Below are 21471 nucleotides of genomic sequence, written 5' to 3' on the forward strand. Positions count from 1 at the left end.
TGTTTTGATTTTTTTTGATAGTTAATAACCTGGGTTTTGTTTTAAGTTCGGATTAGCTTGTAAAGCAGAAAGAGGAATTGGGAACAATTTATAGGTATCTGGAATAGCTGCCCCATCTTTTACTCCACCTTTCCATGGCCATAAATAGGTACCTCCTGTGAATTTACCAAAACGAATTAAATCCGTTCTTCTGTGTCCTTCCAAGTTCAATTCTCTAGCTCTTTCATCTAAAATAAAATTCAAAGTCAACTCTGTTGAATTAATCGATGGTGCATTGGAACGATTTCTAACTCTGTTCACATAGTCAAGAGCCTGTGTTGCATTACCACCTGTAGCTCCTCTTAAAACACATTCTGCATACATTAAATAAACATCTGCTAATCTATAAAGAGGGAAGTCAGTATTGGCAAAGGCAGTTGGAACAGTTGAGCCTTGGAAATTAGTATTTCTAAATTTAATACTAGGGTAACCATCTACCCAAGCTTTATAATCTGCCATTTCAAAATTATGTCCTGAAGTCCAGAATAATTTAGCTCTATCATCTGTAGAGTTCGTTAATGCTGCAGCCGAATTACCAAATAAACCGTACCAAGCTTTAGTTGCTCTATGTCCTTGCCATCCTTCAAGTGCACCAAAATCAGTAAGTGTCATTGTAACATTACTTAAACTACCATTAACAATATAAGTTGCATTACCAAAACTTTGGCTTACAATAGGATCAGCAAGCAAAGCATAAATGATTTCATTTTTGGCTGCTGTTCTGTCATTATCTGCTGAAAACAAACTAACAAATTTTGGAGCTAGAGTAAAACCTCCTTCAGTAATTATTTTGTTGGTATAAGTTAATGCATCATTGTATCTAGCAACACCTGTATATACTTGTGCATTCAAATACAATTTCGCCAATAACATTCTTACTGCAGACTTATTAGCACGACCATAATCATTGTTCAATGGTATTTTTGCTTCAATGTCTAAAAGTTCTTTCTCAACATATTCAAACATCTCAATTCTTGAAGATTCTTTTGCAGCGACAGGATTACCCAACTCTTTCTCAGTTACAATAACTCCTTTTCCAAAGCAGTCAATCATGTAGTAATAAGCTAATGAACGTAAGAAGCGTAATTCACTAACATACAATTCTTGATCTGGAACTGTAACATTATTCAACACATTCAGTAAATTATTGGTTTGAGGAACCACAAAATATACACGGTTGTATAAATATTTAAAGAATTTATTGTTCTGATCCCAATTAGATGTTGTGGTTAATTGGTCTAATCCATTATCTCCCCAGCGATTTTTCATTCCATCTGCTGTAAAATCCTGAAGGTTTACAATTCCTCTTAAAAATGGTGATTCTCCCGCATTATCACCAGCACCCAAATCAGAGTCACCGGGTCCTGTAGAACTAGATAAAGCAAAAGCTCCATAAATCTTAGACACCAATCCTTTGATTGCATTAGGATCTTTTTTCAATAGTGTTTCAAGATCAAGTTCTACTTTTGGTTCAGTGTTAAGATCGTCTGAACAGCTATTTAAGGATAGAAGGACCAAACCTAATCCTACTAAAATTAATTTTAAATTTTTCATACTTTTTTATAATGAATTAAAAATCAAGACTTAGACCAAATGTATAGGTTCTTGGTCTTGGATAAAAATTATTGTCAATTGCATTAAAATTTTCAGGATCTTGCCCAGAATACTTTGTAACAATAAACACATTATTCACTGATCCATAAATTCTTAACGAAGAACTATTAATGAATTTTGCAAATTTATAACCTAACGTAATGTTATCTAAACGCAAGAAAGATGCATCTTCTAACAAATAATCTGAAAAAGTATTATTCCCGTTAAAATCTTTGTATAAAGGATTTGCAGTTCCATCGTTAAAATTTAGAACATTGTTCAATGCACTAGAAGTACCTTGAATGGCTCTATCTGTAAAACCAGTTGTTATAATTCTTGAATTATACACTTGTCCTCCAATTTGCCCTCTAAAGTTAGCTACTAAATCAAAGTTTTTATAGTTAACTGTTGTCGTGAAGCCATAAGTCCAATTTGGTCGTAATGCTTTGTAATATCTGTCCGCATTTGTAATTTGATTATCACCATTCAAATCTCTAAAAGCATTAGGAATCGGTTGTCCTTTATCGTCATAAATTTGTTGGAATACCCATGCAGAATAAGGTTGGTATCCTACGGCGTGATTGGCCAAGAACAAACCAGTACCTGTAGGCAATCCACTCTCTGATGCTTGAACGGCTGAAATACCACGCAAATCACTAACTTCACTATAGTTGTAAGCAATATTTCCTCCTATGGTAAAATTTGCATCTTCTGATTGAATTACTTTAACATCCAAATTAGCCTCAAAACCTTTACTATCAATTGATCCTACATTATCAATAAACGTGCTAGAAAGTCCTTGTCCAGGAGGTACCGGTACTACTGCTAACAAATCATTAGTTTTACGTTTGTACACATCAAATGCTCCAGATAAGATACCGTTTTTGAATAATTCAAAATCCATACCTAAGTTGTAATTGTCGGTCTTTTCCCAAGTTATGTTTGGATTAAAGGCTCTAGCAGAATAGGTATTTACGCCCGGAAGGTACTGACTGTTCACATTACCTATTTGAAACAATGGGCTTGACGGGAAATATCCTACTGAACCTGTGATGTTTTGTTGTCCAGTTTTACCCCAACCTAAACGCAACTTCAAATTTTGAATAAAATTGGAATCTTTCAAGAAAGACTCTTCTTTTAACTTCCAAGCGGCACCAACTGCAGGGAAATAACCCCATCTTTTATTCTCCTGGAACAATGAAGAACCATCCGCTCTAAATGTTGCTGTAAATAAATATTTATCTAAAATATCAAAGTTTGCTCTAGCAAAATATGCTTGTAAATTTAATGGACTATAGTATCTGTTATTTTGGTTATTCGGATCAATAACTGATTCTCTTAATCCTGTTTGATCATTGTAACGGTATCTATCACTATAACCATCCACTTTAAAGTTTTGATAAGTATAACCTCCTTGTGCATCAACCCTAGTTACGAAACCAGTCATCGTTTTAGAATACGCTAAATAAGCATCCATAGTTTGATTGGTTGAAGTTTGGTTTTCTAAGTAATTTTCTCCAGGATTAAAAACATAATTAGTTGCTGGATTAGAACCTTGGTTAAATCTATAGGTTGCAATAGAATTATCAGCAAAAACTTCTCTAATTCTAGATTCTGAGGCGTCTAAACCTAAATTAACAACTGCTCTTAAATCTCTCAAGAAAGGCAACTTATAATCAAACTCAACATTTCCTAAGAAACGTATAGCTCTTTCAGGTCTTGTTCTTTGTTCTAAAATAGCCAAAGGATTCGAAGCTCCCTCTATTTGGTTTCTATTACCATTTAATAAAGTTTCTTGATAATACTTACCAAAAATGCTATTGCTTGAAAACACAGGTTTTGTTGGATCCATTGCAACTGCTCCACCAATAGCACCACCATCATCAATTGCATTCTTAGTGGTAATGGTTCCTTTTGCATTAAAATCAATTTTCAAATTATCATCCAATAACTTAGGAGTCATTTTAACTGAATATGCAAATCTTTCATAATCATTCGTTTTTACAAGACCTTCAGTACGGTTGTAACCAAATGATGCTCTAAAAGGAATTTTTTTATAAAGGTTGGCTCTTGCACTAAAATTGTGGTCAGTTGAAATAGCTGTTCTGTATACTTGGTCTTGCCAATCAGTATTACTAATGATACGACCTTCAATTTCTGGCGTAGATAAATCATCCACCAAAGTATTACTTGGATCATCAATTCCTAATCCATTAGTTCTAGTTGGATGATACTCTTGGATAAACTTTACAAACTCACTAGAGTTCATGATATTAATTTTTTTACCAACATTACCAACGGAAACGTTTGCGGAATAATTGAATTGAGGCGCTCCAGAGGTTCCTTTCTTAGTAGTAATAAGGATAACCCCATTTGAAGCTCTAACCCCATAAATTGCAGTTGCAGAAGCATCTTTTAAGATAGAGAAGCTTTCAACGTCATTTGGATTCACCAAAGACAAAGGATTGCTAACCCCTGCAGGATTATCATTACTAATAGGCACCCCATCAATAATGATCAAAGGGTCATTAGAAGCACTTAAAGAAGCCCCACCACGAATCCTGATGTTTGGAGCAGAATCTGGTTGACCACCATTGTTTGTAATACGAACCCCAGCCGCTTTACCAGTTAATAATTGATCTACAGAAACAATAGCTCCTTTATTAAAATCTTTGGTTCCTAAAACTGCAACCGATCCTGTAGCATCTTTTTTCTTTACAGAACCGTACCCTACTTGAACCACTACCTCTTTTAATTCGTTAGCATCTTCTTCTAACGAAACACTTAGATCCGCTTGACCAGTATAGGTAACAATCGCGTTTTTGAACCCGATATAAGAAAATACAAGCTTATCTCCTTTTTTAACATTTGGTATTTTATATTTACCATCGAAATCAGTTGATACACCTGTTGTCGCCCCTTGTATATTAATATTGACTCCCGGCATAGGTTGTCCTGTTGCTTTTTCAACAACAGAGCCCGAAACCGTAGTCTGAGCCAATACGCTTAATGGCAAGAGAAGCAATAAAAATAACAACTTTTTATAAATTGTTTTCATACTTTTTGTTTAGATTAATGTTTAATTTTGGTTTTCAGTTTTGCTTTTTCTTAATACTTCGAAGTACCAAAATTAACAGAATATTGATACCAACAACATGACATAAATCATATACCTTTACGAAAACGTGATAGTGTTGAAAACTTTGAATTATATTTACTATTTTTAACTAAAATTTATCTGATAAATAAAAAAAAGTACTATTAAATACCAAATTGGTTTTTACCCAAAAAAAGTCTAATGAAAAAAAAAGTTACCCTAAAGCAAATTGCCAAAGAACTGGATGTTTCCATCTCAACAGTTTCAAAATCACTTAGAAACAGTTTAGAAATTGGCGAAGAAACACGTCTAAAAGTGCAAGCATTTGCCAAATTTTACAATTACAAACCCAATAATATTGCCTTAAGTTTAAAAAACAGACGCACTAAAACCATTGGTATCATTATCCCAGAAATCGTTCACTACTTTTTCTCCACTGTAATCAATGGAATCGAGCAAGTAGCCAATGAAAAAGGCTATAGTGTTATCATATGTTTGTCGGATGATTCCTTTGACAAAGAAGTGATGAACATGGAATTGTTAGCTCACGGCAGTACTGATGGCTTTATTATGTCTTTATCTAAAGAAACCCAATTCAAAAAAGATTTTCATCACATCACCGAAGTCATCGACCAAGGCATGCCTGTGGTAATGTTTGATCGTGTAACTGAGGAAGTCGATTGCGACAAAGTCATCATTGATGATAAAAAAGCAGCCTATGAAGCTGTAGAATTCTTAATTCAACAAGGCCGCAAAAAGATTGCTTTGGTTACCACCGTTGACTATGTAAGTGTTGGAAAACTTAGAACAGAAGGATACGAAAAAGCTTTATTAGACTACAATATTCCATTTGACTCCAATCTTATTATTAAAATTGAAGATGTTGAAACTTCGGAAGTAATTATCAATAAATTATTGGAAGACAAAGGTATTGATGCTGTTTTTGCAGTAAATGAACTCTTTGCCGTTACTATACTAAAATCCGCTTACAAAATGGGCCTTACTGTGCCTAAGGATGTCGCCATAATAGCTTTCACAGACGGTATTATTTCAAAATACTCCACACCAACCATTACTACAGTAAGCCAAAGTGGCATCAAAATGGGTAAAAAAGCCGCAGAAATGTTGATTCACAGGCTTGAATCCGAAGAGCATGAAGAGGAGGAAGAAAACTATGTTACAGAAATCATAGAAACCCATTTGATTGAAAGAGAATCTACCAATTAATTGATAATTTATCAACAAAAAACGTTAGAGTACTAATTATTTACTTGAGAAACAACCCTCAAGTAAATAATTTTCTATATTTACACTGCAAAACTTTTTCTTATACTTCGAAAATCAAGCAAAGTTTTGTTCCTTTTTGTTTCCTATTACTATGATTAATGCCCTAAATTAATCGATTCTTTTTAGGAAGCTATTCTAATCAACCAAACCTTGCTTTTAAAAGCAAAACAAACTTATTTTTTTGTAACTTGCACAATAACAACCAATTAAATAATTGTGCTGTTATAATTAGGTCAACTAGTTAGTACCTTACGTATACTAGCGGTAAAGCTAACGTTTCAGAGCTAACCTATCTGTTTTCTAATAGATTAGGTAGAGTACCGAGAATGTAAGTATCCCACTAAATACAACCCCATACTAATGAATTGCCTAGTATAACCATAAAAATATTTGATTACATTTTGCTGTACAAGATTAGGCATAAACAAACACGATACGTTTGTAGTAATTAACATTAAAAATGAATCATATGGAAAAACCAAAATTAAGTTTTTGGCAAATTTGGAATCTAAGTTTTGGATTTTTAGGCGTGCAAATTGGCTACTCACTTCAAAACGGAAATACTAGTAGAATTCTAGAGGCTTTAGGAGCTGATGTTCACAGTATTGGATACTTTTGGTTAGCAGCTCCTTTGGCGGGTTTAATCGTTCAACCAATAATTGGTCTTTCGAGTGATAAAACTTGGACCAAACTTGGACGAAGAATTCCATTCATCTTTTTTGGTGCAATAGTATCAGCATTGGCCATGTTTTTTATGCCTAATGCAGAGTATTTTGCATATTTATTGCCTCCCCTGTTTTTTGGAGGATTAATGTTATTATTGATGGATACTTCCTTCAACGTAACCATGCAACCCTTTCGAGCCTTAGTTGGCGATATGGTTAATGATGAGCAACGCAATCTTGGGTACTCACTGCAAAGTGCCTTGATTAACTTTGGTGCTGTATTTGGTTCGTTATTACCTTGGATACTTGCAAAATCAGGTATTGCCAATGTTCCGGCTCCGGGTGAAAAAGTAGCCGATTCTGTAATTTGGTCCTTTTATATTGGGGGATCGATTTTATTAATAAGCGTGCTATGGACGGTATTTAGAACCAAAGAATACGCTCCTAAAGAACATGCATTATACAATAAAATTGATTTAGATGCTGAAGTAAAAAAAGAAAAAACAAACATCTTAAAATTAATAACGACTGCTCCAAAAATATTTTGGCAATTAGGATTTATTCAGTTCTTTTCTTGGTTTGCTTTGTTCTTAATGTGGGTTTATACCACAAGAGCCATCGCTAATCAGGTTTGGGGACCCGATGCACTTGATGCAAAATCAGTAGGTTTTAATGAAGCAGGAGATTGGACTGGCGTTTTATTTGCCTTTTACAGTGCAGTTGCCGCTATTTACTCGTTATTTATTCCTTCTATTGCAAAATCTATAGGCCGTAAAAAAACCTATTCTTTCTCTCTGATACTTGGAGGTCTAGGATTAATATCTATGTTTTTAATAGAAGACAAAAACACCTTGTTAGTATCAATGGCTGGTGTTGGATTGGCTTGGGCAGCTATATTAGCGATGCCTTATGCCATGCTTTCAGGATCATTACCAGCCGACAAAATGGGAGTATACATGGGCTTATTCAATGCCACTATTACTTTGCCACAGATTGCCGCTGGCTTATTGGGAAGTACCTTAATTGCCCTATTTGGAGGTTTCCCAATGGCGATTATCGTCATCGCAGGAACCTCAATGTTGATTGCCGGTTTGGGCGTTATTTTCATTAAAGAAAGAACAACAAACCACTAAAATTACAATACAATGAAAAAAACAAAAGGATTTATTTTCGATTTAGATGGTGTCATTGTGGATACTGCAAAATACCATTATTTGGCTTGGAAGCAAATAGCTGACAGCTTATCTATCGAATTTACTCACGAACATAATGAATTGTTGAAAGGAGTTAGCCGAGTTCGATCTCTGGATATTATTTTGGAATTGGGTAATGTACAAGCTACTCAAGAACAAAAAGACCAATGGTTAGTTCAAAAAAATGAAGAGTATTTATCGTATTTAGTAAATATGGACGAAAGTGAATTACTTCCTGGAGTACTACCTGTTCTGAACTACTTAAAAGAAAACCAACAACTCATCGCCTTAGGTTCTGCTAGTAAAAATGCAAGACCTATTTTAGAAAAAACAGGCATCCTATCCTACTTTGATGCCATAGTAGACGGAAATGACGTTTCCAATGCCAAACCTGATCCCGAAGTGTTTTTGATAGCTGCCAAACTTTTAAATGTTCCTGCCTCTGCTGCCTTCGTTTTTGAAGATTCTGTAGCTGGAATTCAAGCCGCAAATATAGGAAACATGACAAGTATTGGAATTGGAGATGCAACTATACTTCATGAAGCACACTATAACTTTAAAGATTTTACTTGTATTGGAACACCATTTTTAAATGAGCTAATCCAAAGATAAAATCACTTTTTAACTGAACATTCAGTTAAACCACAAACAATAAGCAATTAAAATAAAAACAAAATGAACCAAGATTATATTAAAGCCGACAATTGGTCCATCATAGAAGAAGAATTTGATGTAGAAAGAGTAAAATCCTCTGAAAGTCTTTTCAGTATAGGGAATGGAGCCATGGGTCAAAGAGCCAATTTTGAAGAAAGTTACTCAGGACCAACTTTTCAGGGAAGCTATATTGCTGGAATTTATTACCCAGATAAAACTAAAGTGGGGTGGTGGAAAAATGGATATCCAAAATACTTTGCTAAAGTATTGAATGCTCCTAACTGGATTGGTATAGACATAGTAATCAACGGGGAGAAACTTGATTTATTTACTTGCACAGAAGTCAAAAAATTTAAAAGAGAATTGAATATGAAAGAAGGATGGTATAACCGTTCTTTTGAAGCAACTTTGGCTAATGGAACCGAAATTGCCGTAAATATTCGTCGCTTTTTAAGCCTTAATCTCGATGAAGTAGGCTATATAAACTACGAAATTGTTCCATTAAACAAAGATGCAAAAATTGTTTACACTCCCTATATTGACGCTGGTATTACCAATGAAGATGCCAACTGGGAAGAAAAATTCTGGGAGCCGTTAGACATTAAAAAAGGAAGTAACGAAGCTTTTATAACCGCACAAACCTTCAAAACGCATTTTAAAGTAACCACTTTTATGCATAATAGTGTTTTGGTTAATGGCAATCCCTCTCAAATATCTCCAACATCAATCGAATCAACGGTAGATAAAGTAGCCTACACTTACGAAACCTTAGTTGCAAAAGGAGACACTTCTACGTTTCAAAAAATAGGTGGTTATACCGTTTCTTTAAATCATGACAATACACAAAGTGCTGCTGAAAAAGTAATTCAAGCCGCTTTAGCCAAAGGTTATGAAAGTTTGTTGAAAGAACAAGTTGATGCCTGGGCAAAAATTTGGGAAATGTCAGATATTACAATAGCGGGTGATGTAAAAGCACAACAAGGAATTCGTTTTAATATTTTCCAACTGAATCAAACCTATCTAGGAAAAGATTCGCGTTTGAACATCGGACCAAAAGGATTTACTGGTGAGAAATATGGAGGTTCAACCTATTGGGATACTGAAGCGTATTGTATTCCATTCTACATGGCTACCAAAGACCAAGAAGTGGCGCGTAATTTATTGACGTATCGTTACAACCAATTGGACAAAGCCATCGAGAATGCCAAAGACAATTTAGGATTCAAAAACGGTGCAGCCTTATATCCAATGGTAACCATGAATGGAGAAGAATGCCATAACGAATGGGAAATTACACATGAAGAAATTCACCGTAATGGAGCCATTGCTTTTGCCATCTTTAATTATTACAGATATACTGGAGATTATTCATACATACCAGAAAAAGGATTAGAAGTATTAATCGGAATCGCTCGTTTCTGGCATCAAAGAGCATCCTTCTCTACTGACAAAAACCAATATGTAATCTTAGGAGTTACCGGTCCAAACGAGTACGAGAATAACATCAATAATAATTTCTATACCAATTATATTGCCAAATGGTGTATTGATTATGCCTACGAACAAATTCAAAAAGTAGCCACTGAGTACCCATCAGACCACAAACGTGTGATTGAGAAAGTAAATCTTGCCGATGCTGAATTGCAAGATTGGAAAAAAGTTTCGGGCAATATGTACTTCCCAAAATCGGAAGCATTGGGAATTTACCTGCAACAAGATGGCTTCTTAGACAAAGATTTAGTTCCCGTAAAAGACCTAGACAAATCACAACGACCTATCAATCAAAAATGGTCTTGGGATAGAGTATTACGTTCGCCATACATCAAACAAGCAGACGTACTACAAGGATTCTATTTTTTCGAAGATCATTTTACTACCGAAGAATTAAGAAAGAATTTTGAGTTTTACGAATCATTTACCGTTCACGAAAGTTCACTTTCTCCATGCGTTCACTCTATCCAAGCTGCTAAATTGGACAAAATGGATATGGCTTATGCGTTCTACCTAAGAACATCTCGTCTTGATTTAGATGACTACAACAAAGAAGTTGAAGAAGGGTGTCACATCACTTCTATGGCAGGAACATGGATGAGCATTGTGGAAGGTTTTGGTGGAATGCGTGTAAAAGAAGACACTTTACACTTTGCTCCAAAGATTCCTAAAGAATGGGAAGGCTATTCGTTTAAAATCAACTTTAGACACCAAATACTTAAAATGGAAGTCACTCATAATGAAACCAAATTTTCATTAGAAGGCGATAAAGCATTGACTGTATTTGTCAACGGAAAAGAAGTAGTGGTGCAACCCAACTAGTTCAATTCACCAAATAACAATAACCCTTTCAAAGTCCGCTTTGAAAGGGTTTAAAATTTAAAAAAATGAGAAAAATAATCGTATTTCTGTTATTCAGCTCACTAGCATTAGCACAAAATGCTAATCGAAAGTTTGAAAGTTTCAAAAAAACCAATCAATCTCTTGAAGTTACTACTTCAGATGGTGTGTATACTTTTCAACCGTATTCTGATAAAATCATTTCTACTTCATTTGTTCCAAATGGAGAAAAAGCCAATTCCAAATCACATGCCATAGTAGCGTCGCCCCAAAAGGTCAGCCTCAAAATTACCACAACTCCAACTTCCATTCAAATGGCAACTGCTGGTATTGTGGTCGTTATTGAAAAAACACCTTTTAAAATAAGCTACTTGTACAAAAACAAAGAACTGATTTCGGAAAAAACAGGCTATTTCAAAAAGGAAAACAATGAAATTCTAGATTTCAACTTAGACGCTACCGAAGTATTATATGGAGGCGGCGCTAGAGTTTTAGGAATGAACCGCCGCGGCAATCGCCTTCAATTGTACAACAGAGCACACTACGGCTACGAAACGCATTCTGAATTGATGAATTTCACTATGCCTTTGGTACTATCATCCAAAATCTATGCGGTTCATTTTGACAATGCGCCTATTGGCTATTTGGATTTGGACAGCCAAAAAAATAATACGCTAGCGTACGAAACCATTTCTGGAAGAAAAACTTATCAAGTAATTGCGGGGGACTCTTGGATAGATTTGATTGACAACTATACCAATCTAACGGGAAAACAACCATTACCTGCTCGTTGGACTTTGGGTAATTTTTCTAGCCGATTTGGTTACCATACCGAAGCCGAAGTCAATAAAACTATAGATAAATACATTAAAGACGAAATTCCAGTAGACGCCATTATTCTTGATTTGTATTGGTTTGGAAAAACGGTACAAGGAACGATGGGTAACTTGGATTGGGACAAAGATAATTTTCCTAATCCCACTAAAATGATGGAGGATTTAAATAAAAAAGGAGTTAAAACAGTAGTGATTACTGAACCCTTTATTTTAACAACCTCTTCAAAATGGAAAGAAGCCGCAGATAAAAAAGTCTTAGCCGTTGACAAAGAAGGAAAACCATTTACTTATGATTTCTATTTTGGCAACACCGGAATAGTCGATATTTTTAAACCTGAAGGTAAACAATGGTTTTGGAATCTATACAAAACGTTAATCAACCAAGGTGTTGGTGGTTTGTGGGGCGATTTGGGTGAACCCGAAGTTTTCCCTTCTGCAGCAATTACAAGCGGTGGCTCGGCAGATGAAGTACACAATATTTACGGACACAATTGGGCGCAACTCATTGCAGAAGGTTTCCAAAAAGAATTCTCTAACACGAGACCTTTTATCTTAATGCGTGCTGGATATTCGGGTTCACAACGTTTTGGTATGATGCCATGGTCCGGTGATGTTAGCAGAACTTGGGGTGGATTAAAACCACAAACCGAAATTTCTTTGCAAATGGGAATGCAAGGAATGGGCTATATGCACTCGGATTTAGGAGGTTTTGCTGGCGATTATTTTGACAATGAATTGTATACTAGATGGCTACAATACGGCGTTTTTCAGCCTATTTTCAGACCTCACGCGCAAGAAGATGTGGCTTCTGAACCTGTTTTTAAAGATATTGTCACCAAAGCCAATGCCAAAAAACAAGTAGAATTGAGATACCAATTGCTGCCTTACAATTACACTTTGGCTTTCGAAAATAACCAAAAAGGTACTCCATTGATGCGTCCTTTGTTTTTTGAAGAACCCGAAAATCAACAATTACAAACTACCTCTGATACTTATTTATGGGGTAATGATTTCTTGGTACAACCCATAACCGATGCTGGAAAAACATCGGCTACGGTATACTTTCCAAAAAACAACAATTGGTTCGATTTTTACAACGACAGCAAATACATAGGAGGTTCTTTTGCCGAAGTAGCTACTGCAACAGATCATATCCCTGTTTTTGTTCGTGGAGGCGCTTTTATTCCAAGGATTAAAACCATTCAAAATACCACAAAATACAGCTTGGATACTTTTGACTTGCATTATTATATGGATGAGAAAACACCAAATAGCGAAGGCAAACTCTACAATGATGATGGCCTAACGGCCAATGCTTTTGAAAAAGGCAATTATGAAATGCTATCTTTCAAAGCCTCAACTAAAAATAAAGTGACGACTATAACCGTTGCAACACAAATTGGAAAAACCTTCGGTTCAAAAGACAAAAAAGCCAATCTTGTGTTGCACAATGCTACTACTATCACTCAAGTAAAAGTAAACGGAGTAGCAACACCATTCACAAAAGAATCGAACACTATAACTGTTTCAATTCCTGTAAACAAAGACAAATCAACCATCATTCAAATTCAATAAATAATGAAAAATAAAGCTTTAGCACTAACACTCGCCCTATCTTCCTTGTTTTGTGGTTATACTAATGCACAAAAAAAGAGTTCTCCCAAAAAAGAAACAACGCCCTTTATTTGGGAAGGAGCCAATTTGTATTTCTTGATGACGGACCGTTTTAATGACGACAACGATAAGAAAGAAATTCATTTCGACCGAACCAAAACTACAGGAAAATTGCGTGGATTTGAAGGAGGAACTATTAAAGGTATTACCCAAAAAATCGAAGAAGGTTACTTTACTAAACTCGGAATCAATGCTATTTGGTTTACGCCAATTGTAGAACAGATTCACGATGCTGTAGACGAAGGAACGGGTTTAAGTTATGGATTTCACGGGTATTGGGCCAAAGATTGGACGGCTTTAGATCCCAATTATGGCACCAAAAAAGACTTAGCAGATTTGGTTAGCAAAGCACACGCCAAAGGAATCCGTATTGTGTTAGATGGCGTGATCAATCACACCGGACCCGTAACAGCCAAGGATCCCGTTTGGCCTAGCGACTGGGTAAGAACATCTCCTCAATGCGATTACAAAACTTTCGATGGAACCACAGCTTGTACGCTAGTAGCCAATCTTCCAGACGTAAAAACCGAAAGCGAAAAAGAAGTAGCGCTACCTCCTTTCTTAATAGATAAATGGAAAAAAGAAGGCCGTTACGAAAAAGAAATGGCTTCTTTAGATGCATTTTTCAAAAGAACGGGCTACCCAAGAGCACCAAAATATTACATCATCAAATGGTTGACGGATTATATCGTTGAATTTGGAATCGATGGCTACCGTGCTGATACGGTAAAACACACCGACGCTAAAGTTTGGGGCGAATTCCAAAAAGAATGCCAATATGCATCTGAAGTTTGGAAGAAAAACAACCCATCTAAAGTGTTAGACAACAACAATTTCTTTACCATAGCAGAAGTGTACAACTATGGCATTAGTGGTGGACAAGAATTTGATTTTGGAGACAAAAAAATCAATTATTTTCAAAATGGCTTCAACAATATGATCAATTTTGAGTTCAAATGGGATGCTCAAAAAGACTATGAATTCATCTTTTCTAAATACTCTTCCAAACTGAACAATGAGTTGCAAGGGTATAGCGTTTTGAATTATTTATCCTCTCACGATGATGGTGGTCCATTCGATGCGAAAAGAGAAAAAACTATCGAAAGCGGGACAAAACTATTGCTTTCACCTGGAATTTCGCAAGTGTATTATGGTGATGAATCTGGGCGTTCATTGGTTATCGAAGGCACACAGGGAGATGCCACTTTGCGCTCGTTTATGAATTGGAAAGCCATCAAAACCAATCCTGAAACGCAAAAAACATTGGCACATTGGCAAAAATTAGGACAATTCAGAAAAAACCATCCTGCAATTGGCGCTGGAGTTCACAAACAAATTGCGGCAACTCCTTATACCTTTAGCCGTTATTTTTCAAATGGAAACTTTACTGACCAAGTGGTCATTGCTTTAGATGTGAATCTTGGAACCAAAGAAATACCCGTTGGCACCATTTTCGCAGAGGGAACGCTACTTCGCGATGCCTATTCTAATCAAGAAGCAAAAGTGACCAATGGAAAAGTGACTATCAATTCTAATTTTACTTTTGTGCTTTTAGAGGCTAAAAAATAGAAATTTCATAAGAATTCAAACACCGCAAATTCGCAAATTTTAATCCTCTGTTAGGAAAATAAATTTGCGAATTTGCGGTTATTTTTTTTATAAAGAGAGAGAAAAAATACTTTTGTACTTTGTATTCCTTGGGTAAGTCTTTGCGCACCTTGGGGTTACTTTTCCCACAAAGTAACGCTAGAAAATACTTTTTACCTTGCGTTCCTTGCGTAAATCTTTGCGAACCTTGCGGTTAATTTCACAAAAAACATAAAACAATGATAACTTACTATTTATCAAAGAAGTAATTGCTTTTTCCTATTTTAGACCAAAAGAAAAAAAATGAAACTTCCCGCCTATCTTTTGATTATCTTTATTTTAGTAAGTAGTTGTAAAACCATGCACAAACCACTCAACATAGGCCATAGAGGTGCTATGGGACACGAAACCCAAAACACCGTTCCCGCGATTAAAAAAGCAGTAGCGATGGGCGTCGACCGCATCGAGATTGATGTGTTTGTCATCAAAACTGGTGAAGTTATGGTGTTTCACGACGATATTTTGGACAGCCTCACCAATGCAAAAGGTCCGATAGAAAACTATACTTACGAAGCCTTGCAAAAAGTAATCGTAAAAGGCGGACATCACATTCCAACGCTAGAAGAAATCATCTCCACCATCGACCGAAAAGTCCCTTTAAATATCGAATTAAAAGGCAAAAATACTGCCGAAGCTACACACAAAATCGTCAAGGCTTTTATTAAAAAAGGTTGGAAGACAAAAGATTTTATCATCTCCAGTTTCCTTTGGAACGAATTAGCAACCTATCGAAAACTCGATTCCAAAATAGCCATCGACGTCTTAACTGAAGAAAATCCGCTAGACGCACTCCCAATAGCACATCAATTAAAGGCAACCTCCATCAATCCTTGGTTCAAAACCCTCACGCCCGAAAATGTAAAACGCATTCACCAAGAAGGATTTAAAATCAACACGTACACCGTAAACAACCCTGAGGACATTAAAAAGATGATCGCATTGGGTGTCGATGGAATTTTTTGTAATTTCCCCGAAAGATTACGATGATGTACGACTGTTTAATTGTGGGGGGTGGCGCTGCAGGTTTTTTTACTGCCATCAACATAGTAGAAAGAAATCCAAAAGCCAAAGTGGCCATTTTAGAACGTGGTGCCGAAGTGCTGGGCAAAGTGCGCATTTCGGGTGGCGGTCGTTGCAATGTAACCCACGCTTGTTTTGAACCTAACGAACTCGTAAAATTTTACCCAAGAGGCGAAAAAGAATTGCGAGGTCCTTTCCATCAATTTTGCTCTGGTGACACGATCGAGTGGTTTGAACGCCACGGTGTAGCCCTCAAAATTGAAGAAGACGGTCGAATGTTTCCCGTTTCGAACTCATCGCAAACCATTATTGATTGTTTTCTTAAAGCCACCCAACAATTAGGTATAAAAGTACTCACGGGCCAGAGTGTGCAATCCATTTTCAAAAAAGACAACTACTGGAAAATTGACACCCAAAATCAAAATTATCAAGCCGAGAAGTTGATTTTAGCTACGGGAAGTAATACCAAAATTTGGGACATGCTCCAAACCTTAGGTCATGCTATCATTCCACCCGTGCCCTCTTTATTCACCTTTAACAGCAAAGACACCCGAATCAAAGAATTGCCAGGCGTTTCAGCAAAAGTAACCGTGAGAGTAAAAGACACCAAACTCGAAGCCACTGGACCACTTTTGATTACCCATTGGGGTATGAGCGGCCCCGCTATTTTGAAACTATCCGCTTGGGGTGCCCGCATTTTGCACGACAAAAACTATCAATTTACCCTTTTGGTGAATTGGCTCAATACTATCGATACCGAACAAGCCATCTCGCAATTGAAAACCCTTAAACAAGAACAAGCCAAAAAAACAGTCGCCAAAAAATCACCGTTTGAACTCACCAATCGTTTGTGGGAAAGTTTGGTATTGGCTGCTGGTATCAGCGCTGAAACCAAATGGGCCGATTTGTCCAAAACGCAATTGCAACACTTGGCACAACAGCTCACCAATGGTGTTTTCCAAATCAATGGTAAAAGCACTTTCAAAGAAGAATTTGTTACTGCTGGCGGCATTGATTTAAAGGAGATCAACTTTAAAACCATGGAAAGTAAAATCCACCCCAACCTTTATTTTGCAGGCGAAATTGTCAATATCGACGCCATCACAGGCGGATTCAATTTTCAAAATGCTTGGACGAGTGGGTTTATTGTGGCGAATGCTGTGGGGTAATTGTTTTTACAATTATTTATTCAACCACCAAATACTTATATTTAATACAGTAGCAAAACTTACCCAAGCCAAATAAGGCAACAATAAATAGCCTGCCATTTTATTGATTTTAGCAAACTGAAGATAGGTTTCATAAATCATCAACCACAATAAGACAATCTCGATTCCTGCTAAAAAAGGATTATGCAATCCAAAAAACAAATACGACCACAAAGCATTTAAGGCCAATTGTATCGCAAAAAGCGTCAAAGCTTTTTTGACAATCGGTCGATTCCATTCAATTTTATCCCAAACCAAACCCGCGGCAACACCCATCATCACATACAACAAACTCCAAACGGGCGCAAAAACCCAATTAGGTGGATTAAAAGAAGGTTTTACTAATGTAGGATACCAATCTAAAATAGCGGCTTTGGTAACTGTACTTGAAAAATAACCTATTACCAAACAAGTGACTACTACGGTAAGAATTCGGGTAATTTTATTCATTAGAATGATTTTTAAAGATTCCAAAAATAGGAAAAAGGATTCAAAAGAATAGCCAATAAACAAATAAAGAAATAGCCAAAAAAAGTATCTTTGCGCAAATTTTATCTTCTATGACTGCTACCAACGATTTTATTCCAACAACGCCTTATACACACAACATAGAAAAAGGCATTTTTCAATGGAGTGCTCCAAGTAACATTGCTTTAGTTAAGTATTGGGGAAAAAGAGACGATTTGGGACATCAAATACCGGCCAATCCATCTATAAGTTTTACACTAAATAACTGTAAAACTATAACCAGTGTAGCTTTTGAAAAAAAAGTAAATCAAGACAATTGGTCTTTTGACTTGCTTTTTGAAGGGCAGCCCAAAGAAGAATTTAAGCCAAAAATTCAGAAATTTTTGGAGCGAATAGCACCTTATATGCCCTTTTTGAAAGACTATCATTTCACCATCAATACCCAAAACACCTTTCCGCACAGTTCTGGAATTGCTTCTTCGGCTTCGGGGATGGCGGCTTTGGCAATGAATTTTATGAGTATTGAAAAAGAATTACACCCTGAAATGACTGAAGAATATTTCTATCAAAAAGCGTCTTTTTTAGCTCGTTTAGGCTCAGGTAGTGCGTGTAGAAGTATAAAAGGAAATTTGGTAGTTTGGGGCAATCAAGAGAATATTGAAGGAAGTTCCAACCTTTTTGGAGTGCCTTTTTCAGGAAAAGTACACTCGGTTTTTGAAAACTATCAAGACACGATTTTATTGGTTGACAAAGGCGAAAAACAAGTATCGAGTACAGTGGGTCATGATTTGATGCATAATCATCCTTTTGCTGAACGTCGTTTTGAACAAGCGCATGAGAATATTGACCAATTGATTCCAATATTCGAAACAGGTGATTTGGAGGCCTTCATCAAAATTGTAGAAAGCGAGGCCTTGACCTTGCACGCGATGATGATGACTTCTATGCCGTATTTCATTTTGATGAAACCAAACACCCTACAGATTATCAACACCATTTGGAAGTTTAGAAAGGAAACCAACATACCCGTTTGTTTCACCTTAGATGCCGGGGCGAATGTACATGTTTTGTACCCAGAACATACCAAAGAAAAGGTTTTACAATTTATTAAGAATGAATTAGTTGGCTATTGTCAAAATGGTCAGTACCTTTGTGACCAAATTGGGTTTGGTGCCGCAACATTGTAAACTGTTTTTTGCTATCTTTGAAACCTATCTCTAATGCAACGGTTATGGATATCGAATTAGAAAAACTGGAATTAATCAAATTATTGGAAGCAACCAATGATGCGACTATTATAGCTTCTATAAAAAAGATTTTCAATGCTTCGAATAAAGATTTTTGGGAAGAATTGACACAAGAGCAACAGTTTGAAATCAATGCGTCATTGAAAGAATATGAAAATGGTGAGTTCGTTTCGTTTGATGAATTTATCAAACCTTATTTGAAGTAATGAAAAGAACGGTTGTAATCACGCCAAAAGCGCAATCAGAAATGAAAACTATTTTTGATTTCTTGCAATCAAAATGGAATGAAAACACCAAAATAAAATTTGCTAACAAAATAAATGATATTTTACAGCTACTAGTTGATAATCCAGAGTTATTTCCTGTTTCTCGTTTTAATAGAAAAATCCGAAAAGGAGTGATTACTAAGCAAACTACTCTTTTTTATCATTTTAACAATAAACATATCGTTGTGGTAGCCGTGTTCGACACCAGACAAGACCCAACAAAAATTAAGAAAATAAAATAATAGCACTATACGTATGAAAGGACCTTTATTTTACTCAAAAATATTACTTTTCGGAGAGTACGGAATTATTCAAGACTCGAAAGGATTGTCTATTCCCTATAACTTTTACAACGGTGCCCTTAAAAAAGAGGAGCATCCTTCACTAGATGCGATAGCGTCAAATGGTCATTTGAAACGATTTGTAACCTATTTGGAGTCCTTACAAACAGAGCAACCGGATTTGGTTCAATTTGATATTGCAACTTTGCAAAAAGACGTAAACGAGGGAATGTTTTTTGATTCTAGCATTCCGCAAGGCTATGGTGTAGGCAGTAGTGGGGCTTTGGTAGCGGCTATTTATGACAAATACGCACAACATAAAATCACGGTTTTAGAAAACTTAACGCGTGAGAAATTATTAGCCTTGAAAAACATTTTCTCTCAAATGGAAAGCTTTTTCCATGGAAAAAGTTCTGGTTTAGACCCATTAAATAGCTATTTAAGCATTCCGATTTTAATCAACTCTAAAGACAATATTGAAGCAACAGGCATTCCAACTCAAAGTTTTGACGGCAAAGGCGCTGTGTTTTTGCTAGATTCTGGCATTGTAGGAGAAACCGCTCCTATGGTAAACATATTCATGGAAAATCTAAAAGATCAAGGTTTCAGAACCATGCTTAAAACACAATTTGTAAAATATACCGATGCCTGCGTTGAAAATTTCTTGGGAGGTGATATCAAATCCTTATTTACCAACACCAAAAAGTTATCAAAAGTGGTGTTGAGTCATTTTAAACCAATGATCCCAGAAGAATTTCACAGAGTTTGGCAACAAGGAATAGAAACGAATGACTACTATTTAAAACTTTGTGGTTCAGGAGGGGGTGGCTACATCTTGGGTTTTACACAAGACTTGGAACGCGCTAAAACAGCTTTAAAAGATTACAAACTTGAAGTGGTATACCAATTCTAAAAAACTTTCAGAAGCCATTGATGATGCAACGAGAGCAAAAGCTATTGTTATTAAAAATCGTTAGTTTGTTCTCTGTTATTCGAGGATATAACATTCCCATCATTATTATAGCACAATATTTGTCTGCTATTTTTATTATGGCTCCTGAGCAACGTGCACTAGGCATTTTATTGGATTATAACATCTTTATTTTAGTTTTTGCTTCAGCGATTGCCATAGCCTCAGGATACATCATCAATAACTTCTACGACAGTCAAAAGGACTTAATCAACCGACCCAACAAATCGATGTTGGACCGATTTGTGAGTCAAAAGACGAAACTTCAAGTGTATTTTTCCTTGAACTTTATCGTGGCGTTAATGGCGCTATTTATTTCTTGGAGAGCTTTTTTGTTTTTTTCTTTTTACATTTTTTTGATTTGGCTGTATTCCCACAAGTTAAAAAAAATGGTTTTTATTGGAAATGTATCGGCCGCTTTGCTAGCAGTTTGGCCATTTTTTGCGATCCTTTTGTATTACTACAAACCTACTTCTATTGAAGATTTGGAAAGGCATAAAGACCATTTTGCGGTAATCTTTGCTCATGCTTCCTTTTTGTTTTTATTGATTTTGATTCGGGAACTAATCAAAGATTTGGAAAATTTGAAAGGCGATTTAGTAAATAGTTACCAAACCATTCCTGTGTTGTATGGAGAAAATTGGTCCAAAAAAATCAGCACAGCATTGACAGTTTTAACGTTGGTCCCTGTGTATATTTTGATTGAATTGTATGATGTGGGCTATATGGATAGTTATTTTTACAGTTGTTTGATTGCCCTACTATTTTTTTTGAGTTTTCTATGGCGTTCCAATAGCAAGGCTCAGTATGTTAGATTACACAATATCTTAAAATTTTTGATTGTAGCGGGCGTTTTTTGTATTGTATTGATTAACCCAAGTGTGCTTTGGCACGGTAAAAACTGGTTATTAAAGCAGTAATTTCTTTGGAACAAAACGTTCTTTAGTGCAGGATTCCTAGCCCTGATGGGAACGGCATCCTTTACTGCCGGGGTT

At 36.1% G+C, this 21471-nt stretch carries 16 protein-coding genes; 13 read left to right on the forward strand and 3 right to left on the reverse strand.

What is annotated here, in order from left to right:
- Positions 1–21: 21 nt before the first annotated feature.
- Both ACSVH5_RS05570 and ACSVH5_RS05575 read right to left on the reverse strand, forming a co-directional pair.
- Positions 22–1593: a RagB/SusD family nutrient uptake outer membrane protein gene (locus tag ACSVH5_RS05570; RefSeq protein WP_438060467.1), complete on the reverse strand. Its 1572-nt coding sequence runs from the start codon at positions 1591–1593 to the stop codon at positions 22–24.
- Positions 1594–1609: 16 nt separating this feature from the next.
- Positions 1610–4690: a SusC/RagA family TonB-linked outer membrane protein gene (locus ACSVH5_RS05575; RefSeq protein WP_438060468.1), complete on the reverse strand. Its 3081-nt coding sequence runs from the start codon at positions 4688–4690 to the stop codon at positions 1610–1612.
- Positions 4691–4930: 240 nt separating this feature from the next.
- Here ACSVH5_RS05575 and ACSVH5_RS05580 point away from each other — a divergent pair, with 240 nt between their 5' ends.
- The 8 genes from ACSVH5_RS05580 to ACSVH5_RS05615 all read left to right on the forward strand — a co-directional run bounded on the left by ACSVH5_RS05580 (position 4931) and on the right by ACSVH5_RS05615 (position 17205).
- Positions 4931–5956, forward strand: coding sequence for a LacI family DNA-binding transcriptional regulator (locus ACSVH5_RS05580; RefSeq protein ID WP_438060469.1), 1026 nt, complete (start codon positions 4931–4933; stop codon positions 5954–5956).
- 529 nt (positions 5957–6485) lie between these two features.
- Positions 6486–7814: an MFS transporter gene (locus ACSVH5_RS05585; RefSeq protein ID WP_438060470.1), complete on the forward strand. Its 1329-nt coding sequence runs from the start codon at positions 6486–6488 to the stop codon at positions 7812–7814.
- 12 nt (positions 7815–7826) lie between these two features.
- Positions 7827–8486 carry a beta-phosphoglucomutase gene (pgmB, locus tag ACSVH5_RS05590; RefSeq protein ID WP_438060471.1) on the forward strand — a complete coding sequence of 220 codons (660 nt, stop codon included), beginning with the start codon at positions 7827–7829 and terminating at the stop codon, positions 8484–8486.
- Positions 8487–8549: 63 nt separating this feature from the next.
- The gene (locus tag ACSVH5_RS05595) at positions 8550–10841 is read left to right on the forward strand and encodes a glycoside hydrolase family 65 protein (protein ID WP_438060472.1); all 2292 of its coding nucleotides are present in this window, start codon (positions 8550–8552) and stop codon (positions 10839–10841) included.
- 65 nt (positions 10842–10906) lie between these two features.
- Complete coding sequence (locus tag ACSVH5_RS05600; RefSeq protein ID WP_438060473.1) at positions 10907–13270, forward strand: TIM-barrel domain-containing protein; 2364 nt, start codon at positions 10907–10909, stop codon at positions 13268–13270.
- 3 nt (positions 13271–13273) lie between these two features.
- Positions 13274–14938: an alpha-amylase family glycosyl hydrolase gene (locus tag ACSVH5_RS05605; RefSeq protein WP_438060474.1), complete on the forward strand. Its 1665-nt coding sequence runs from the start codon at positions 13274–13276 to the stop codon at positions 14936–14938.
- Positions 14939–15259: 321 nt separating this feature from the next.
- Positions 15260–16003: a glycerophosphodiester phosphodiesterase gene (locus tag ACSVH5_RS05610; RefSeq protein WP_438060475.1), complete on the forward strand. Its 744-nt coding sequence runs from the start codon at positions 15260–15262 to the stop codon at positions 16001–16003.
- Entirely contained in the window at positions 16000–17205 is a 1206-nt protein-coding gene (locus ACSVH5_RS05615; protein ID WP_438060476.1) for an NAD(P)/FAD-dependent oxidoreductase, read from the forward strand. Before ACSVH5_RS05610 ends, ACSVH5_RS05615 begins: the two co-directional genes overlap by 4 nt.
- A 12-nt stretch (positions 17206–17217) precedes the next feature.
- On the opposite strand, the gene ACSVH5_RS05620 is transcribed toward ACSVH5_RS05615, so the two are convergent.
- Entirely contained in the window at positions 17218–17694 is a 477-nt protein-coding gene (locus tag ACSVH5_RS05620) for a TspO/MBR family protein (protein ID WP_438060477.1), read from the reverse strand.
- A gap of 110 nt (positions 17695–17804) precedes the next feature.
- Here ACSVH5_RS05620 and mvaD point away from each other — a divergent pair, with 110 nt between their 5' ends.
- The 5 genes from mvaD to ACSVH5_RS05645 are packed head-to-tail and all read left to right on the forward strand — an operon-like array spanning position 17805 to position 21396.
- Positions 17805–18899 carry a diphosphomevalonate decarboxylase gene (gene mvaD / locus ACSVH5_RS05625; RefSeq protein ID WP_438060478.1) on the forward strand — a complete coding sequence of 365 codons (1095 nt, stop codon included), beginning with the start codon at positions 17805–17807 and terminating at the stop codon, positions 18897–18899.
- A gap of 44 nt (positions 18900–18943) precedes the next feature.
- Positions 18944–19165, forward strand: coding sequence for a hypothetical protein (locus ACSVH5_RS05630; RefSeq protein ID WP_438060479.1), 222 nt, complete (start codon positions 18944–18946; stop codon positions 19163–19165).
- Complete coding sequence (locus tag ACSVH5_RS05635) at positions 19165–19467, forward strand: type II toxin-antitoxin system RelE/ParE family toxin (protein ID WP_438060480.1); 303 nt, start codon at positions 19165–19167, stop codon at positions 19465–19467. Before ACSVH5_RS05630 ends, ACSVH5_RS05635 begins: the two co-directional genes overlap by 1 nt.
- 13 nt (positions 19468–19480) lie before the next feature.
- A complete protein-coding gene (locus ACSVH5_RS05640; RefSeq protein WP_438060481.1) occupies positions 19481–20419 on the forward strand; it encodes a mevalonate kinase family protein in 939 nt (312 codons plus the stop codon).
- Between the two features lie 20 nt (positions 20420–20439).
- The gene (locus ACSVH5_RS05645) at positions 20440–21396 is read left to right on the forward strand and encodes a geranylgeranylglycerol-phosphate geranylgeranyltransferase (protein WP_438060482.1); all 957 of its coding nucleotides are present in this window, start codon (positions 20440–20442) and stop codon (positions 21394–21396) included.
- The last annotated feature ends 75 nt before the right edge of the window (positions 21397–21471 follow it).

It is taken from the genome of Flavobacterium sp. RSSA_27 (genome assembly GCF_051547125.1).
Classification (GTDB): Bacteria; Bacteroidota; Bacteroidia; order Flavobacteriales; family Flavobacteriaceae; genus Flavobacterium.

Bases quoted from the DNA above. Each gene is read 5' to 3' on its own strand.
- ACSVH5_RS05570 (WP_438060467.1), bottom strand. From the start codon at position 1,593: ATGAAAAATTTAAAATTAATTTTAGTAGGATTAGGTTTGGTCCTTCTA.
- ACSVH5_RS05575 (WP_438060468.1), bottom strand. From the start codon at position 4,690: ATGAAAACAATTTATAAAAAGTTGTTATTTTTATTGCTTCTCTTGCCA.
- ACSVH5_RS05580 (WP_438060469.1), top strand. From the start codon at position 4,931: ATGAAAAAAAAAGTTACCCTAAAGCAAATTGCCAAAGAACTGGATGTT.
- ACSVH5_RS05585 (WP_438060470.1), top strand. From the start codon at position 6,486: ATGGAAAAACCAAAATTAAGTTTTTGGCAAATTTGGAATCTAAGTTTT.
- pgmB (WP_438060471.1), top strand. From the start codon at position 7,827: ATGAAAAAAACAAAAGGATTTATTTTCGATTTAGATGGTGTCATTGTG.
- ACSVH5_RS05595 (WP_438060472.1), top strand. From the start codon at position 8,550: ATGAACCAAGATTATATTAAAGCCGACAATTGGTCCATCATAGAAGAA.
- ACSVH5_RS05600 (WP_438060473.1), top strand. From the start codon at position 10,907: ATGAGAAAAATAATCGTATTTCTGTTATTCAGCTCACTAGCATTAGCA.
- ACSVH5_RS05605 (WP_438060474.1), top strand. From the start codon at position 13,274: ATGAAAAATAAAGCTTTAGCACTAACACTCGCCCTATCTTCCTTGTTT.
- ACSVH5_RS05610 (WP_438060475.1), top strand. From the start codon at position 15,260: ATGAAACTTCCCGCCTATCTTTTGATTATCTTTATTTTAGTAAGTAGT.
- ACSVH5_RS05615 (WP_438060476.1), top strand. From the start codon at position 16,000: ATGATGTACGACTGTTTAATTGTGGGGGGTGGCGCTGCAGGTTTTTTT.
- ACSVH5_RS05620 (WP_438060477.1), bottom strand. From the start codon at position 17,694: ATGAATAAAATTACCCGAATTCTTACCGTAGTAGTCACTTGTTTGGTA.
- mvaD (WP_438060478.1), top strand. From the start codon at position 17,805: ATGACTGCTACCAACGATTTTATTCCAACAACGCCTTATACACACAAC.
- ACSVH5_RS05630 (WP_438060479.1), top strand. From the start codon at position 18,944: ATGGATATCGAATTAGAAAAACTGGAATTAATCAAATTATTGGAAGCA.
- ACSVH5_RS05635 (WP_438060480.1), top strand. From the start codon at position 19,165: ATGAAAAGAACGGTTGTAATCACGCCAAAAGCGCAATCAGAAATGAAA.
- ACSVH5_RS05640 (WP_438060481.1), top strand. From the start codon at position 19,481: ATGAAAGGACCTTTATTTTACTCAAAAATATTACTTTTCGGAGAGTAC.
- ACSVH5_RS05645 (WP_438060482.1), top strand. From the start codon at position 20,440: ATGATGCAACGAGAGCAAAAGCTATTGTTATTAAAAATCGTTAGTTTG.